This is a genomic window from Pseudomonas fakonensis, from assembly GCF_019139895.1.
Classification (GTDB): Bacteria; Pseudomonadota; Gammaproteobacteria; order Pseudomonadales; family Pseudomonadaceae; genus Aquipseudomonas; species Aquipseudomonas fakonensis.
This window is the reverse complement of record NZ_CP077076.1, coordinates 2,758,810-2,775,201: the sequence shown is the minus strand read 5'-3', so window position 1 is coordinate 2,775,201 and position 16,392 is coordinate 2,758,810. Positions and strand designations below refer to the sequence as shown.

Annotated in this window: 11 protein-coding genes; 1 reads left to right on the top strand and 10 read right to left on the bottom strand. The window is 63.7% G+C overall.

The annotated features are described in order from the left end of the window. Position 1: 1 nt before the first annotated feature. The 3 genes from KSS94_RS12490 to KSS94_RS12480 all read right to left on the bottom strand — a co-directional run bounded on the left by KSS94_RS12490 (position 2) and on the right by KSS94_RS12480 (position 5,030). The gene (locus tag KSS94_RS12490; RefSeq protein WP_217843580.1) at positions 2 to 1,054 is read right to left on the bottom strand and encodes a lactonase family protein; all 1,053 of its coding nucleotides are present in this window, start codon (positions 1,052 to 1,054) and stop codon (positions 2 to 4) included. A 258-nt stretch (positions 1,055 to 1,312) separates the two neighbouring features. Further along, positions 1,313 to 3,991, bottom strand: coding sequence for an aconitate hydratase AcnA (acnA, locus tag KSS94_RS12485; protein WP_217843276.1), 2,679 nt, complete (start codon positions 3,989 to 3,991; stop codon positions 1,313 to 1,315). 151 nt (positions 3,992 to 4,142) lie between these two features. Beyond that, positions 4,143 to 5,030 carry a LysR substrate-binding domain-containing protein gene (locus tag KSS94_RS12480; RefSeq protein ID WP_217843275.1) on the bottom strand — a complete coding sequence of 296 codons (888 nt, stop codon included), beginning with the start codon at positions 5,028 to 5,030 and terminating at the stop codon, positions 4,143 to 4,145. 197 nt (positions 5,031 to 5,227) lie between these two features. Here KSS94_RS12480 and KSS94_RS12475 point away from each other — a divergent pair, with 197 nt between their 5' ends. Continuing rightward, positions 5,228 to 6,610 carry an amidohydrolase family protein gene (locus KSS94_RS12475; protein ID WP_217843274.1) on the top strand — a complete coding sequence of 461 codons (1,383 nt, stop codon included), beginning with the start codon at positions 5,228 to 5,230 and terminating at the stop codon, positions 6,608 to 6,610. A 6-nt stretch (positions 6,611 to 6,616) separates the two neighbouring features. Here the strand turns inward: KSS94_RS12475 and KSS94_RS12470 are convergent, their stop codons facing one another. The 7 genes from KSS94_RS12470 to KSS94_RS12440 all read right to left on the bottom strand — a co-directional run bounded on the left by KSS94_RS12470 (position 6,617) and on the right by KSS94_RS12440 (position 16,328). Further along, entirely contained in the window at positions 6,617 to 7,906 is a 1,290-nt protein-coding gene (locus KSS94_RS12470) for a carbohydrate porin (protein ID WP_437180012.1), read from the bottom strand. Positions 7,907 to 8,066: 160 nt separating this feature from the next. Beyond that, a complete protein-coding gene (locus tag KSS94_RS12465) occupies positions 8,067 to 9,386 on the bottom strand; it encodes a cytochrome c (RefSeq protein ID WP_217843272.1) in 1,320 nt (439 codons plus the stop codon). An 8-nt stretch (positions 9,387 to 9,394) separates the two neighbouring features. Next, complete coding sequence (locus KSS94_RS12460; protein WP_217843271.1) at positions 9,395 to 11,161, bottom strand: GMC family oxidoreductase; 1,767 nt, start codon at positions 11,159 to 11,161, stop codon at positions 9,395 to 9,397. Between the two features lie 17 nt (positions 11,162 to 11,178). Continuing rightward, the gene (locus KSS94_RS12455) at positions 11,179 to 11,901 is read right to left on the bottom strand and encodes a gluconate 2-dehydrogenase subunit 3 family protein (RefSeq protein WP_217843270.1); all 723 of its coding nucleotides are present in this window, start codon (positions 11,899 to 11,901) and stop codon (positions 11,179 to 11,181) included. A gap of 321 nt (positions 11,902 to 12,222) precedes the next feature. Then, complete coding sequence (locus KSS94_RS12450; RefSeq protein WP_217843269.1) at positions 12,223 to 13,242, bottom strand: LacI family DNA-binding transcriptional regulator; 1,020 nt, start codon at positions 13,240 to 13,242, stop codon at positions 12,223 to 12,225. Positions 13,243 to 13,407: 165 nt separating this feature from the next. Beyond that, entirely contained in the window at positions 13,408 to 14,652 is a 1,245-nt protein-coding gene (locus tag KSS94_RS12445) for an OprD family porin (protein WP_217843268.1), read from the bottom strand. Positions 14,653 to 14,795: 143 nt separating this feature from the next. Next, on the bottom strand, positions 14,796 to 16,328 hold the full coding sequence (locus tag KSS94_RS12440) for a UxaA family hydrolase (protein WP_217843267.1): 1,533 nt from the start codon (positions 16,326 to 16,328) through the stop codon (positions 14,796 to 14,798). Positions 16,329 to 16,392: the final 64 nt, after the last annotated feature.

The window sequence follows — 16,392 nt, the reverse complement described above, 5'->3', positions numbered from 1 at the left end:
ATCAGGCTGAGAAAATCATGCACACCGGACTGCCGGTCGACACCGAGAAGCCAGTTTTGCTCAAGGCTCCGTTTTGCGGGTTGACTGCAAAGCAGACAATGCTGTCGCTGTCTTCGTTGAGCGCGAACAGGAACCGCTGGTTCGGCGTCAGGGTGAAGAAGCGTGGCGTCTTGCCTTCGCTCGGGACGAACTCGACCGGGCTGAGCAAGCCGCTGCCCTGGTCGATGGCGAAGACCGCGATGCTGTCGTAGCCGCGATTGGAGGCGTAGAGAAAACGCCCGCTACGGTCGATCTCGATCTCTGAGGCGCGACTGTTGCCGGTGAAGGCCGCTGGCAGCGACGGCAACACCTGAATCGGCTGCAAGGCGCCGGTCAGCGTGTCGAAGCGATAGCTGGTGACGGAGGAGTCGAGCTCGTTGACCACATACCCAAAGGCAGCCTTGGGGTGCATGGCGATATGACGAGGACCGGCACCTTCCCGGGCTACGGCAAAGGGCTGCTCTGCCGGGTGCAGTTTGCCGTTGTCGAAACGGAAGCTGAAGACGCGGTCCAGCCCCTTGTCCGGCACCAGCACGAAATTGCCAGAGGCATCGAACGGGTTGAAATGCGGCTTGGCAAACGGCTGCTCGACACGGTGTGGCCCGGTGGGCCCTTCCAGCTTGAGCAATTGATTGACACTGCCCAGCGCGCCGTCTTCGGCCACATTGAGCACAGCCAGGGTGCCGGTGATGTGGTTGGACACCACCAGGAAGCGCTCACTCGGATCCAGTGCCAGGTGCACCGGGTTCTTGCCCTCACAGCTCTGGCGGTTGAGGAAGGTCAGCTTGCCGCTGGCTTTGTCCACCCGAAATGCACTGATTTCGCTGAGGTCGCCGTGCACGGTGTACAGACGGTCACCCGCGCGGTTAAGGGTAAGGAACGACGGGTTGACCAGGTCACCGACGACCTGGACCTTTTCCAGCGTGCCCGCCTGCTGATCCAGGCGATAGACACTGATGCCATCACCACGGGCATTGCGCTCCCGGGTCGTGCGCGATCCGACATACGCGAACATAGGGGTATTACTCCCGCTTGCAGTTGAAGGTGAAGACAAGGCACTTGCCGCGCTGACCACGCCACCGGGCAGCAACCCGCCCAGCAGCCCCAGCCCGGCGACCGCGCCAAGGTGTTTGATGACGGTGCGCCGGTCCAGAGCGCCCGCTTCGCGGGCACAGGCGTGGGCCGAGAGGTCATTCGGTTCTTCGCGTTGCATTGGCTTGTCCTTCTTGTTTTTGTTGGCCTGGAGCGGCCCCACCACGGGGCCGGTGCAACGTCAGCGCCGGGTACGAGCGACGACTTTGCGGATCACGTACGGCAATACGCCGCCGTTGTTCAGGTAACGCACTTCCTGTTGCGAATCGATGCGAGCAATCACGCCGACCTCATCACAACGGCCGTCGAGGCGGCGGATGATCAACCTGATCAGGTTCTGCCCCACGACCAAGTCATCAAGCCCGACGAAGTCGAACTGCTCGGAACCGTCGAGCTGCAGGTCGTCGACGCTCTGCCCTGGCTGGAACACCAGTGGCAGCACGCCCATGCCGATCAGGTTGCTGCGGTGGATGCGCTCGATGCTCTGTGCAATCACCGCTTTCACACCCAACAGTGCCTGCGCCTTGGCCGCCCAGTCGCGGCTGGAACCGGCGCCATAGTTGATCCCGGCGAACACCACCATCGGTGTGTGTTGCGCGGCATAGCTCTTGGCCGCTTCGTACAACGGCAGACACTCACTGTGATCGGCATTCCAGGCCCAGGCACCGAGGCCTGGTTGCTGATCACCCAGCAGACGGTTTTTCACCGACTTGTTAGTGAAGGCGCCCCGCAGCATCACTTCGTGGTTACTGCGGCGGGTGGAGTACTGGTTGAGGTCCTGTGGATCTTCACCACGCTCGAGCAGCCACTTGCCCGCCAGGCTGCCAGCAGGAATCGCGCCCGCCGGAGAGATGTGGTCGGTGGTGACGTTGTCGCCCAGCACCATCAAGGTCCGCGCACCGCTGATCGCCAGCGACGCCTTGGGCTCCGCCTGGATACCTGCCAGGTACTGCGGGCGGCGCAGGTAAGTGGACTCGGGGCTCCACGGGAACTGCACGCTGCCTTCGGCAGACAGCGCCTGCCAGTGGTGGGTGCCGTCCCAGACGGTGGCCAGGCGTTGTTTGAAGAACTCAGGCTTGACCACGCGCGCCACCTGGGCAGCGACCTCGGCGTCGGAGGGCATCAAGTCATGCAGGTAGACCGGCTGCCCAGCAGCATCGTCGGCAAGCGGCTGCGACACCAGATCAATGTCGATGGTGCCAGCGATGGCATAGGCCACGCACAGTGCCGGCGACGCCAGGTAACCCGCTGGAACCTTGGGGTTCACCCGCCCTTCGAAGTTACGGTTACCCGACAGCACCACCACGCCTTTGAGCCCTTGGTCAGCAAAGGCTTCGACATGATCCTCCAACTTGCCGGAGTTGCCGATACATGTCATGCAACCAAACCCGGCAAGGTCGAAGCCCAGGGCGCAGAAGTCTTCCAGCAAGTCGGCTTCTGCCAGGTAGTCAGCCACCACCTGCGAGCCCGGCGACAGCGAGGTCTTGACCCATGGCTTGCGCTCGATGCCCAAGGCACGAGCTTTGCGCGCCAGCAGGCCAGCCTGGACCATTTGCGCCGGGTTGGCGGTGTTGGTGCAACTGGTGATGGCCGACATCACCACGGCGCCGTGGGTAATCGGTTGGCCGAAGGACGGCTCCAGGAAACTCTGCTCCTGCGGCGCATTGATCAGCTTGCCGCCGCCCATGACTTCGTCACGGAACGAGGCTGCAGCGCTGGACAGAGGCTGACGCTGGTGCGGCTGATGCGGGCCGGCGACACTAGGCTCGATACTGGCAAGGTCCAGATGAATCAGCTCATCGAACTCAGGCTCTGCCAGTTCGTCCCGACGCCACAGTGGCTGGGCATTCATGTAGGCGACGACCTGATCGCGCAGGCCGGCAGAGCGGCCACTGAGTTCCAGATAAGCCAGGGTTTCGTTGTCGAACGGGAAGAACACGACCGTCGCGCCATACTCCGGCGCCATGTTCGATACCGTGCCACGGGCAGCCCAGCTCAGCGTCGACAGGCCTGGGCCGGTGAACTCGACGAACTTGCCGACCACCGAACGCTTGCGCAGGATCTCGGCCACATGCAGCGACAAGTCGGTTGCGGTCACACCGGGGCGCAAGGCATTGGTCACGCGGATGCCGATGACCTTGGGGAAGCTGATCGGTACCGGCTCACCCACCATGGCTGCCTGCCCTTCCAGGCCGCCGACGCCCCAACCCAGCACACCGATAGCGTTGATCATCGGAGTGTGGCTGTCGGTAGCGACCATATCGTCAGGGTGCAGCAGGCGTTCGCCATGTTCGCCGCGGCTTTCCCAGACCACCTGGGCCAGGGCTTCCATGTTCATCTGGTGGATGATGCCGGTGCCCGGCGGAATGACCCCGAAGTTGTCCAGGCTCTTCTGCGCCCACTTGATGAAGCGGTAGCGCTCACTGTTGCGGCGAAAATCGATGTCCAGGTTCTGCTCGACCGCATCGGCCTCGGCATAACGCTCGACGATCACCGAGTGGTCGATGGTCAGCACGGCCGGAATCAGCGGGTTCATCGCCTGGGGGTCACCACCGAGTTCGGCAACCACGTCGCGCATGCCGGCAAAGTCGGCCAAGGCTGGCAGGCAAGTGGTGTCATGGAACATCAGTCGGTTTGGCTGGAAAGGCACCTCGCAATCCGGCCCCTGGCCAACGGCACGCTCCAGCACCGACGGCAATGCCTGGGGCGAGCAACGCGCCACGTTCTCCAGGAGGATGCGGATGGAATACGGCAACTTGGCCAGCTGGGCGTGATCGAGCATCTTGCTCAAGTCGACGATGGTGAAAGTTTCGTCGTTGATCACGAGGGGGCTGTAGAGGTTGCAGGCAGTCTCGGTCATGCTCATATCGCTCGGCTTCTTATAGTGTTCACCGAACTGGCCAAGCAGGGGCCAATGCGGTGGATAAGCCGATACTAAGAGCAGGTACGTTGTATGAAAATTGGTCAATCGCCATAGCAGCGTTCTCCATCCGAGAACGCTCATACAGCTTTTAGCCAGTCAGTCGCAGGTGATCAATGAACGTTTTCAGGGTTGGCGTGGCAGCATCGTACTTGCGCAGTACCAACGATAAGGTGCGCTGCGCCCAGGGCTCGTCGAGGGTCACGGCCTTGAGTTTGTGACTGCGCTGATACTGACTGACGACACTGCGCGGCAACACGGCGATGCCGAGCCCGTTCGACACCATACGGCACATACAATCGAAACTGCTGATGCGGATACGCAATTTCAGGGTCATCCCTAGCTTGGCAGCCTCGGAGGTCAGCAGCGCGTGTACCGAACTTTCCAGATGCGGACCGACCAGCTCATGCTCCAGCAACTCTTTGAAACCCACTGATTTGCGCGTCGTCAGCTCATGTCCGCCAGGCACCACCACGGTCAGCTCATCATGCCGATAGACCAAGCTCTCTAGCCCTTCGCTGGCCGTCTGCGTGGCAATGATGCCTAGGTCGGCCCGCCCATCGGCCACTGCTCGAACCACCGCCGACCCCACCCGCTCCTCGATATCGAATTTGATCTGCGGGTAGAGCGCAGCGAAGCTGGCTACATCCTGAGGCAAGAACTGCGACAGCGCAGAAGTGATTGCGTGGATACGAATGTGCCCTTTGACTCCACTGGCGTAGCCGCTGAGCTCGCTGTCGAGCTGAGCCATGGTCTGCTTCAGTTGCCGGGCATAAAACAACAGTGACTGCCCCGCCGGGGTGAGCTCGACGCCCCGTGCGTTTCGCAACAGCAGCGGTGAGCCGATCTGCAGCTCAAGTTCGCTGATCCGCTTGCTGATCGCCGAAACCGCCATATGCTTGATGCGCCCCGCACGTGTCAGGTTGCGCTCCTGCGCCACGGTGATGAAAAGGTCCAGGCTGGTAATGTCGTAAAGCACAAAAATCTCCGAACTGAAGGCCGATAGTAGACATCACTGGCTAGTGGCAGACGACCCAATGCTGATGTTCTTCGGCCGCCTACAAAAATCTTGCCCTGCCTTCACATAAAGAAACAACTCTAAGGCCCCTCCTGACCTCGCTGTAGTACTTTTCTTGCTTACTGAAAGGAAACATCTACTGCCCTGGAGGATACGCGATGGCCATCGACCGCCGAACGCTACTGCAGCTAGGCGCCTGTGCAAGCGCCAGCCTGGCACTTCCAAGCTTTGCCTCTGCACCATCAGCCGAACAGGCAAAACCCCTGCTGATACGTGACGCCACCGTGGTCACGATGGACCCTGTACTGGGGGATTTGGCGCGAGCCGATGTGTTCATTGACCAGGGCACCATCCGCGCGATCGGCCAACAGTTGCCAATCAACGGCGCACAGGTGCTCGACGCCAGCGGGATGATCCTGATCCCCGGCCTCATCGACAGCCATTGGCACTTGTGGAACAGCCTGCTCCGCAACAGTGCACCGGTGCCGGGCGGTCCACCCTTCTTCACCTCGCAGCAAACCACAAGCAAACGCTTCACACCTGCGCTGAACGAACTGAGCGTGCGCCTGGGGCTGGCCGAGGCGGTGCATGCCGGGATCACCACGGTCAATAGTTGGTCGCACAACCTGCGCAGCCCGGAATACGCCCAGGCCGAACTGCGCGCACTGGTCGCCAGCGGCCTGCGCGCACGGCTCTGGTATGGGTATGCTCAGGATCTGGCGGCCACTGCACCCATGGACTTCAAGGATATCCAGCGGGTGCAAACGCAGTTGCAGGGTACCGACTACACGCGTATCGACCTCGGTTTGGCCATTCGCGGCCCCGAGCGCACCGAGGCGGCCATCTGGGAGCAGGAGTTCGCCTTCGCCAGGGCGCAGTCGCTGCCAGTCTCTACGCACATCGCAGTAACCCGTCAGATGCAGGAGAAAAAGGCGATCCAGCAATTGGAGAGTCGCGGCTTGCTGAGCCCTACGGTGCAGCTGGTGCATGCCACCCATGCCGACCAGCAAGACATGGCCAGCATCGCCCGATCCGGCGCCACGGTGTGCATCACGCCGTTGACGGAAATGCGCGTGGGCTACGGCTTGCCGCCGGTGGCGGCGCTGCAACGGGCCAAACTGCCCGTGACACTGGGCATCGACACCCTGGTGCTGGGGGGCAATGCCAACCCGTTCATGCTCATGCAGACCTGCCTGAACCTGGCCATCGGTACCTCGGCAGATGAGCAGTTGATGACGGCTCGCGACGCCTTGCACTGGGCCACCCAAGGTGCAGCGGATGCCATGGGCATCGGCAAACACACGGGGTCGATCACCGTTGGCAAGCGCGCCGACCTCGCGCTTGTCGACAGCCGCAGGCTGGGGATGTTCCCGGTGAACGACCCGTTGGCGTGCATCGTCCAGTCGGCAAGCCCTGCCGATGTCGACACCGTCATCGCCGACGGACGCATCGTCAAGCGCGCAGGCCAGTTGATTGGCGTGGATCTGGCCAGCCTGCGCGCCCAGGCCACGGCCGGGGCCCAGCAGTTGTTGCACAGGTGATGACGATCAGAATGTCGCCTGTACCTTCAGCCCTCCGACCCAGGCATCGTCCACCTGCCTAACCCCGCCTGGGTGCCGGACGAATTGCAGGTTCGGCCGCACCGTCAGCCAGTCGGCCAGGTGAATGCCGTAGTTGAGCTCGGCGTTGTACTCGGTTTGCTGTACCGGCAGGTATGCCGGGTCATCGTAGTCGTCGACACCATTGGCCACATTGGTCAGTGCTGCATTCTTGCGATACGCCGGGTTCACATGCACTTCAGACAATGCCAACCCGATGTCATCCTGCGGCCGCGCCGCGAACAGCCCCTTGTACACCGCGCCGACCGACACATAGTGGTCGACCTTGCTGGTCTTCTTGTCATGCACCGTGGCCATGGCGAACAGGCTCAATCCGCGTGACGCATCGCTTGCCTCGCGAGTGACCTGCTGCATCGCCCCCAGCCACACGCCGTGCTTGCTCGAGGCACTGCGATAAGCCGCACCACTGAGCACGGCCGGCTGACCGTTGCTGTCCTTGAGCACGTCCTTGGCATCGGAACTGCTGTAGTAATAGCCTGCGCGGTACTCACCCGGCAGGCCGCCGATACGCGGCTGCCAGACCAGTTCGACAGGCAGTACCGCGCCTTCGGTGCCGCTGCCACTGAGCTTGAAGCCGTTGTCGTTCTGGGTGTTGGACGGGTTCTGTTCGTACGCACCGATTTGCGCGAACAGCTCGGGGGTGAGCTGATACTTGACCCGCAGCGCCCATTGGGTGATCGGCCAGTTGTACCAGATGCCACCCCAGTTGCCGACCTGCGAGCCGCAGAAGGTCAGGTTCTGGAAGTTGCAGTCGAAGCTGTTGAAGTCCTCGCCTTCGCCGAAGCGGCCGGCCTTGATGTCCAGGCGCCGGTCGAAGAACGCCTGCTGGTAGTACAGCTGGGTCATGCGCCAGTGCGAGCCGCGCCCCCAGACTTCCTGGGACGAGCTCAGGGTACCGACACGCGGGTCACCGACGCGGTCGTTGGAGATGTTGTCGCCATTGCGGTCAGCCACGGTCAGTTGGAAGCGGGCGTCGTGCCAGCCGAGCAGCTTGTGCAGGTCGAAGCGGGCGCCGAGCGAGTACTGGTCGCTGTAGCTGGCGCTGCGGTCGTTGTTGTAGCCACCGCCGAGGTTGGCGCCGATTTCGCCGACGTAGGCGAATTCAAAGTCGATGCCTTGCTCGGCCAGGGTACTGCGAGCGCCGTTCCAGTCGCCCAGGGCCCAAGGGGAATTGCTGGCGAAAGGGTCGGCGGCATGGGCCGTTGAGGTGCAGACCATGGCGGCGAGCAAGGCCCGATGTTTGAAAGTAAGCATGGGGTTCTCTTTGTTATTGGTGTGCTGGCTGTTCCGGCCCTTTCGCGGGCAAGCCCGCTCCTACAGGGATTGTGCATACGTTGTAGGAGCGGGCTTGCCCCGCGAAGAGGCCGGGACAGGTTGACTACTGAACGCTGGCGCGCATCTGCTGCGGCAGGTCGAGCTGCTTACGCATCTTCGCCACCTCCTCCGCCGTCACTGCCGGCGCACTGTTGCCCCAGCTGTTGCGCGCAAAGGTGAGAATGTCGGCAATCTCGGCGTCGCTGAGCTTCCAGTCGAACGCCGGCATCCCCGCCCCGGTGACGTAGGTATGGGTATGCACCGCCCGCGCTCCGCCCAGCACCACGCTGGTCAAGGTGTCGGTGTTGGCCGCGAGGATCGCCTTGTTGCCGGCAAAGCCGGTGATCATGTGGCTCACACCCTCACCCGCCGTGCCGTGGCAGGCCGAGCAATGCACTTCATAGCCCTGCCCGCCACGCTGCATGCGCGCATCGCTGGTCACCAGCGCAGCCGGCGCCGGTTGTGGGTTGCCAGGCAGCGACTTGAGGTACACGGCAATGGCACGCAGGTCAGCGTCGTTCAGGTGCTGGGTGGAGTTCTCGATCGCTTCGGCCATCGGCCCGCTGGCCACGGCCACGCCGTCGCTGCCGGTCTTCAGGTAGTCGACGACCTGCTCGACGCTGCTGTCGCCCAGGCCCTGATGGGGGTCATTGGTGATGTTCGGCGCAAACCACGTCCCCACCAGCCCACCTTGCAGCGCTTTCATGGGAATCGGGCCGCCCAGCAAGTTCCGCGGGCTGTGGCAGGCAGCGCAGTGCCCTGCACCATCGACCAGGTAGCGTCCCCGGTTCCACTCGGGGCTTTGCGCCGGGTCCGGGACGTACGACTTGTTGTCGAAGAACATCCAGTTCCAGCCGGCCATCAGCAGGCGCTGGTTGAACGGGAAGTTCATGCCGGCCAGTTCGTCTACCTTGTGCGCCTTCGGCTCGATCGTGCTGAAGAACGCCCACAGTGCACGCAGGTCATCGTCGCTCATGCGCGTGTAGTCGGTGTACGGCATGGCCGGGAACAGCAGGCCATGGCGGCCCTGCCCCTGGCGCACGGCGTTGAAGAAGTCGCGCTGGGTGTAGTTGCCGATGCCGGTTTCGCGGTCTGGAGTGATGTTCGACGACTGGATGTCACCGAACGGCGTGCCGATCACATAGCCACCGGCAAAGTCGCCACTCTTGGCAGTGTGACAGGCCGCGCAGTCGGCGCCGCGCATCACGTATTCGCCCTGCTTGACCAGCGCCGCGTCGGTGGACTTGAAGTCGCTCAAGCGCACACTGTCATCGGCCACCTGCGAGCGCGCCGTGGAGTTGGCCTGGATCACCAGGCCGAGCATCACGGCGCCGGCCAGGGCCGCCACGCCGCCGCAGATCAGTGCGGTTTTCTTGTTGATCATGGCAGGCCTCACACCAGGGAACCGGGGTTGTGCTGGTACTTCTCGTGGATCGCCCGCGCCGTGCGGATGGCCAGGGCGCCCACGGTGCTGGTGGGGTTGTAGCCGGCGTTGGTGGGGAACGCCGAAGCGCCGACCACGAACACGTTGTGTGCATCCCAGCTCTGCAGGTAGGTGTTGACCGCACTGGTGCGCGGGTCTTCGCCCATGACCATGCCACCCTGGGTGTGGTTGGAGTTCTCGTCGTACGGGCTCCACGCTTTGGCAGCAGAGTTGAAGGTGTGCACGTGCTTGGCGCCCATCTTCTTGCCGATGTCGACGGCACGCTGTTCGATGAAACGCGCCATGTTGCGGTCGTTCTGGTTCCAGTCGAAGGTCATGCGCAGCAGCGGCGTGCCCCAGCGGTCCTTGTAGTTGGGGTCCAGCGACAGGTAGGCATCGCGGGCCGGCATCGAGGTACCCTGGCCAAAGATGATCCCGTAGTTCTGGTAGTTGTCCTTGTAGGTCTGCTTGAAGCCTTTGCCCCAGCGCGGGCTGCCCGGCGGCAACAGCCCTGCACGACCGATCGGCATGCCCTCGCGGGACACGGTCAGCAAACCGGCTCCGCCGATGAAGTCGAGCTGGCTGTGGTCGAAGTTGTCGCCGTTGTAGTCGTCTACCTGGATGCCCAGGCCGCCGGCACCGATGAACGGGTTGAGGGTTTCATCCTCGAACCACACATGGGCGCCTGCGCAAGTCTGGTAGTTGTAGGCGCGGCCGATGGTGCCGGTCTGGCTCACCGGATCGTACTGTTTGCCTATGTCGCTGAGCAGCATCAGGCGGGCGTTGTCGTAGGTGAACGAGCACAGCGCGACGATGTCGGCCGGCTGGATGACCTCGCGGCCCTGCTCGTCGAAGTAGCTGACGCCGGTGGCGGTCTTGCCGTCTTCGGCCTTGTGGATCTTCGTCACGTAACCCTGGGTAATCAGGGTGAAGTTCTTGCGCCGCATCAGCGCCGGGATCACGCAGGCCTGGGGCGAAGACTTGGAGTAGTTGCCGCAGCCATGGAACATGCAGTAGCCGCAGTAGGTGCACGGCGCCATGCTCACGCCCAGCGGGTTGACGTAGGCGGCGCCAACGTGGGCCACCGGGATGTAGAACGGGTGCAGGCCCATCTGCGCGGTGCTGTCGCGGTACATCTGCATCAGTCGCGAATCTTTCAGCGCAGGCGTCGGGAACTCACGGCTGCGCGGCCCTTCGAACGGGTTGCCGCCGGGGCGGAATTCACCGTTGAGGTTGCCGGCAATACCGGAGATGCCGGCGATGCGCTCGAAGCGGTCGTAGAACGGCTCCAGATCGGCGTAGGTGATGCCCCAGTCCTGCACCTGCTCCAGGCCCTTGAGCTTGCTCGCGCCGTAGCGCTCCAGGGTGGCCGACCGTACGCGGAAGTCCCATTCGGAGAAACGCCAAGCCATACCGGCCCAGTGGAAGCCCGCGCCGCCCACCGACTTGCCCATCTGGAAGGCTTTCAGTTCGCGGGTCGGCACCGCGGTCTGGCCGGAGTGGTTGCGGAACGTCAGGGTGTAGTCGCCTGGCTGCAGCAGCAGTTCGCGGCGGATGGTCCAGCGCAGCTCGTCGGGGTCGACGGCCGGTGGCGTGTCGGTGGAAGTATCGAGCCAAGGACCACGGTCGATGGCGACCACCTCCAGCCCGGCGCGGGTCAGTTCTTCGGCCATCAGCGAGCCGGCCCAGCCCAGGCCGACGATGACTACGTCAGCTTTTTTACGTGTAATTGCCATGTTGGTTTCCTCTGGCCTCAGCTCACCGGGATCAGGCTGATGGGCGCCAGGCCCAGGTCCTGCCCGCGACGGTCGATGTACTGGCGGTAGTCGTAGCGGGCGCCGGGGAAGCCCACCAGCTTCCAGCCGACCATGCCGCGGTTGCCGCCGTAGAGCGGGTCGGCGAAGTAGCCTTCGCGTACGCTGAGCAGCAGGAATTCGAACAGGCGGCTGCCGCTGCCGGCGCCTTCCCAGTCCAGGCGGCCTTCGTCCAGCTGGCGCAGGATCGCGTCCATCTGCTCGCCGTCGAGTTCGGCGAAGGCGCGGCCGTGCAGCTGGCGGGCGTGCTGGTCGATGAACGCAAGGCCGGCCAGGGTGTAGTCGCGGCGGGTGCGCAGGCTGATGGTCAGGCCCATCAGCGCAGACTCGTCGGCCTGTAATGGGCGCTCCAGGTACAGGTCCTTGGACTCGCCATAGGGGCCGTTCATCTGCGCGTCGAGGTAGTCGACGCAGCCGGCCTCGCTGGCCGAGGCACCCAGCTCGTCATGGGGAATCAGGCGGTCGAACACGGCAGTCAGGGTGGCGCGGGCCTGGCCCTTGAACACATTGCCCTGGCCGCCGCTCATCACCGGCGATGGCAGCATTTCGCGGTTCAGGCCGGTTTCCGGCGGCACCGACTTGAGTTCCACCGCACCGACCTTGGCCAGGCCTGCGGCGGCGAACAGCGCACCCATTGAACGCAAGGCGTCCCTACGTTTCATGGAGTTCTCCTTATCGACTATCACGGGGGAGCCGTGCGGCAGGTCGCGGAATTTCGGGCGCGCAAAGGCACACGGCGGGCACGGACGGGCTCGTCGGGGGCGATGGGGATCTGGGCGTATGAACGAAAAACGCGGTGTACTGGGGGAGTGAACCTGGCAACCTGCCGATTACGGCGAGGCCAGTCTAGGGTGCGACAGGCTGACGCGCCATGGGCATTTTGACGTGTTTGCGTCAAATGCCCTTTGCCGGTACGGCGCAACTACCCGCAGCCCGCACGCCCGCAAAGCCCCCCCTTGCTTCGCCTAAGGACTGCAAGGCGCTCAAGAACCCAGCGTTTCGTCGATGACAATCCGCAGCTGCGCCTTCACCTGGGGTGGCGCGTCGAGGTCGCCATTGGCAAACAGCACCTGCTGGATCGCCGCCTCGGCCTGGCCCTGCGGGTCCTGGTCGATCACCAGCGACAGCAGCCCCTCCTTCAGCAGCCCGGCGTGTTGCTCGGTGGCCTCATGGCTGATCCACACCGGCCGCACGCCATGCCGGCGCAAGGCCCGCTCGACACCGTCGGTACCGCTGCCACTGGTGTAGAGCCCAGCCAAGGTGCGCCCCTGGGCCAGGAATGCGTCAATGGCCCGGGTATTGGCCGGGTGGTCGTCGTGGCACTGCACCGGGCTACTCACCGGCATGTGCGGCAACTGCCGCGCCATAACCTCGACGAACCCTGCCACCCGTTGCTGGTGGGCGTGGTACAGCAGCGAATTGGTGATCAGCAACACCTCGCCCTCGCGACCCGCCAGCGCCTGGCTCATCAGCCGCCCCGCCGCGCGCCCGGCCATGTGATTGTCGATGCCGGCATAGGTGGCGCCGGCCAGTTCCGACAGGCTGCTGGTCAGCAGCACCACCGGCACCCCGGCAGCGATCTGTGCGGCCAGTGCGTCACGAATCTGCGGCGTGTCCTGGGCCACCACCACCAGCCCCTGACGGCGCAGGCGGGGCTGTTCGATCAGGGCCAGCAGTTGCTCGGGGTGTTTCTCCTGCCAGATATGCTTTTGCAGCACCAGCCGCGAGCGGTGCATGCGCGCCTGGCGCTCGAAAGCTTCACCCAGCCGCCGGTAATGGTCGGTGGGGCTGTCGACCATCAGCAGGTCGACCCGCAGCAGGCCGTGCACTGCCGATGGCAACAAACGGCGCAGGCCCAGCACCCGGGCTGCGTCGAGCACCTTGCGCCGCTTGGCGTCGGACACGCTGCCGCGCTCGTTCAATACCCGGTCCACGGTGCTCAGGCTGACACCCGCCCGTTCGGCGACGTCGGTCATGCCCTGGCGACGGTCGGTCTTGTCCACCTGGAAATACCCCGTTACTTAAACCGCGAAGTCTGCCACGGCTGCGTCCAGCTCGCCTACACCCAGGGTCGGCGACCTGGTGGTGCAAAAAAACAGGCCGGTAAAAGTCTTTACCGGCCACACCGCCAATACCCGGCGGCCACTCCTCGTACATGACCTGAGCGATTAGAACAGCGGCAAGGTGTAGCTCACGATCAGCCGGTTCTCATCGATATCGCGTTGGTAATTGGAGCGCAGCGCCGCGTTGCGCCACAACACGTTGACGTTCTTCAGCGGTCCGGACTGGATGGTGTATCCCAGGTCGGTATCGCGCTCCCACTCACGCCCTTCCCCGGCGAAGGTGGCCGGGTTTGCATGATCGGCATGGTTGTAACGGGTCGAGAACGTAAGTCCCGGAATGCCCAGGGCAACGAAGTCGTAGGCGTAGCGCAGCTGCCAGGTGCGCTCGCCGGTTTCCATGAAGTCGGCGGCCATCATGTAGTTGGTCAGGTAGGCATCGGTGCCGATCAGGTAAGGCATGGCCGTGGAGCCGGAAAGCCCCTGATAGGCGACGCCTAGGGTATGCCCGGCCTGGCTGTAGCTGAGCAGCACATTGAGCGTGCGGTTGTCGACCGGGCCGGCCAGCGCCTCGCCCTTGTCGTCGCTGATGAAGTAGCGCGCATCCAGCGCCAGTTTGCCGGGGCCCAGCGCGGTGCTGCCGAGCAGGCCGAAGTAGTGTTGGCCGTAGATCTCGTCGAGATCTCCATATTGATAGCTGAGGCTCAGGTTGGGGTTGACCACGTAGTCCACGCCGCCCATGCGGAAGTCATCAGCCTCGGGCGTGCCGCTGAAACGCCGGTTCTTGTTGACCAGGCTCATGGCCTCTGTATGGGAATAATCACGCTTGGTGGTGCGGTCGATCTGCGCGTAGGTGAAGGTCAGGCTGTCCAGTTCCTTGGAGGTCAACACTCCGCCCTGAAAGGTCTGCGGCAGGATGCGCCCGGTGCTGGAGGCAATGGTCGGGTACTTGAGCAACTGGGTGCCGATCTTCAGCTCGGTCTTCGACAGGCGCGCCTTGGAGGTCAGGCCGAACTTGCTGTATTGGTCCGGGGCTCGCCCATCGTCGCCCACCGGCAGCAGGCCGGTGCCACTGCGGCCCGGGCCTGAGTCGAGCTTAAGGCCAAGCATGCCGAGGGCGTCGACGCCGAAACCGAGAGTGCCGGGGGTGTAGCCGGAGCGGAAATCGAGAATGAAGCCCTGGGCCCATTCTTCGCGTTTGGAGATGCCGGCGTCTTCGCGAAAGTCGCGGTTGAGGTAGAAGTTCTGGGCTTTCAGGGAGGCTTGGCTGTCGTCCAGGAAGCCTTCGGCGTGAACCGGGAGGGTAAAGCACAGCAGTAAAGCAGCAGGCAGGATCTTGTTGTTTTTGTGCATGACTGTTCCATTCGGCCAGGCGCAAGTGCGGCCGTTATTGTTGTGTTGTCTGCAAGGGCCCAATCGCCGGCAAGCCGGCTCCTACATGGGAGCGCGCAGGGCCTGTAGGAGCCGGCTTGCCGGCGATGCAGGCAGCGCGGTGCTCAGGCGAGCACGCCTATCTGCCACGGGCAGAATTCATCCTCGCCCAGGCCGTTGAGCTCGCTCTTGGTCGCCTCCCCCGAGGCATGGGCGAGCAGGCGCTCGAAGATTTCCTGGCCCATCTGGGCAATGGTCTTGTCGCCGTCGATGATCTGCCCGCAGTTGATGTCCATGTCATCGCTCATGCGCTGGTACATGGGCGAGTTGCTGGCCAGCTTGAAGGTCGGCGCCGGCACCGAGCCGAAGCACGAGCCGCGGCCGGTGGTGAAGGCGATCAGGTTGGCACCGCCGGCGATCTGGCCGGTGGCCGAGACCGGGTCGTAACCGGGGGTGTCCATGAACACCAGGCCGTGGGTTTTCACCGGGTGGGCATACTCGTACACGTCCATCAGCGGCGCGTTGCCGCCCTTCTTCGCGCCGCCCAGGGATTTTTCCAGCACGTTGGCAAGGCCACCGGCATTGTTACCGGGACTGACCCGGCCATTGATCTGCGTATCACGGCCGCGGTTGTACTCCAGCCACCACTCGATGCGCTCGATCAGCTTGCGGCCCACAGCCGGGGTGGCGGCACGGGCGGTCAGGGTGTGCTCGACGCCGAAGATCTCCGAGGTTTCCGAAAGGATCGCGGTGCCGCCATGGCGCACCAGGATATCCACCGCCGCGCCCAGCGCCGGGTTGGCCGAGAGGCCGGAGAAGCCATCGGAGCCGCCGCACTGCATACCGATCATCAGGTGTTCGGCAGACACCGGCTGACGCCGCGCCTGGTCGGCCTTGGGCAGCATGCCTTCGATCAGCGCGATGCCCTGGTCGGTGGCACTCTTCACCCCGCCGACGTCCTGGATCACCAACTTTTTCAGCATGTCACCTTCCACCAGCCCTTCCTGCTCGAAGAAGCCGTGGATGTTGTTGCGCTCGCAGCCCAGGGCGATCACCACCGCGCCCACGGTATTGGGGTGCTTGATGTAGCCACCGATGGTGCGACGCAGCAGGTCCATCGGCTCGCCGGTCATTTCCATGCCGCAGCCGATTTCGTGCACATAGGGCACCACGCCATCGATGTTGGGGAAGCCGGCCAGGCGGCGCTCGTCGAAGTGGTTGGCGATCTTGCGCGCCACCGTGGCGCCGCAGTTGCCGACCACGAACACGCCGAGGTAATTGCGCGTGGCCACGCGGCCATCCTCGCGGACAATGCCCTGGAAAGTCGCACGCTGCTCGGCCGGCAGCAGGTCGGTGGGTACATAGTCCAGGGCGTAGCGGTAATCGCGGTCGGTCTCGCCGAAGGCGATGTTGTGGCTGTGCATCCAGGTGCCTGGCAGCAGGTCCTCGGCGGCATAGCCGATCACCGTGTTGTACTTGAGCACCGACTCGCCCTTGGCGATCAGCCGGGCAGCGACCTTGTGCCCCAGCGGCACAGCTTGCTGGGTGATGACACCTTCACCGGGGATGGCGGTGCCGGCAGGGATTTCGATACGCGCGACCACGACATTGTCGGCGGCATCGAGGCGAATGACAGGGCTGACTTCACGGTGACTCATGGTGTTTTCCTATGGGTGTTGTCACACATGGCGGTGGCGACACAAGCGCCACCGCCATGGCTTG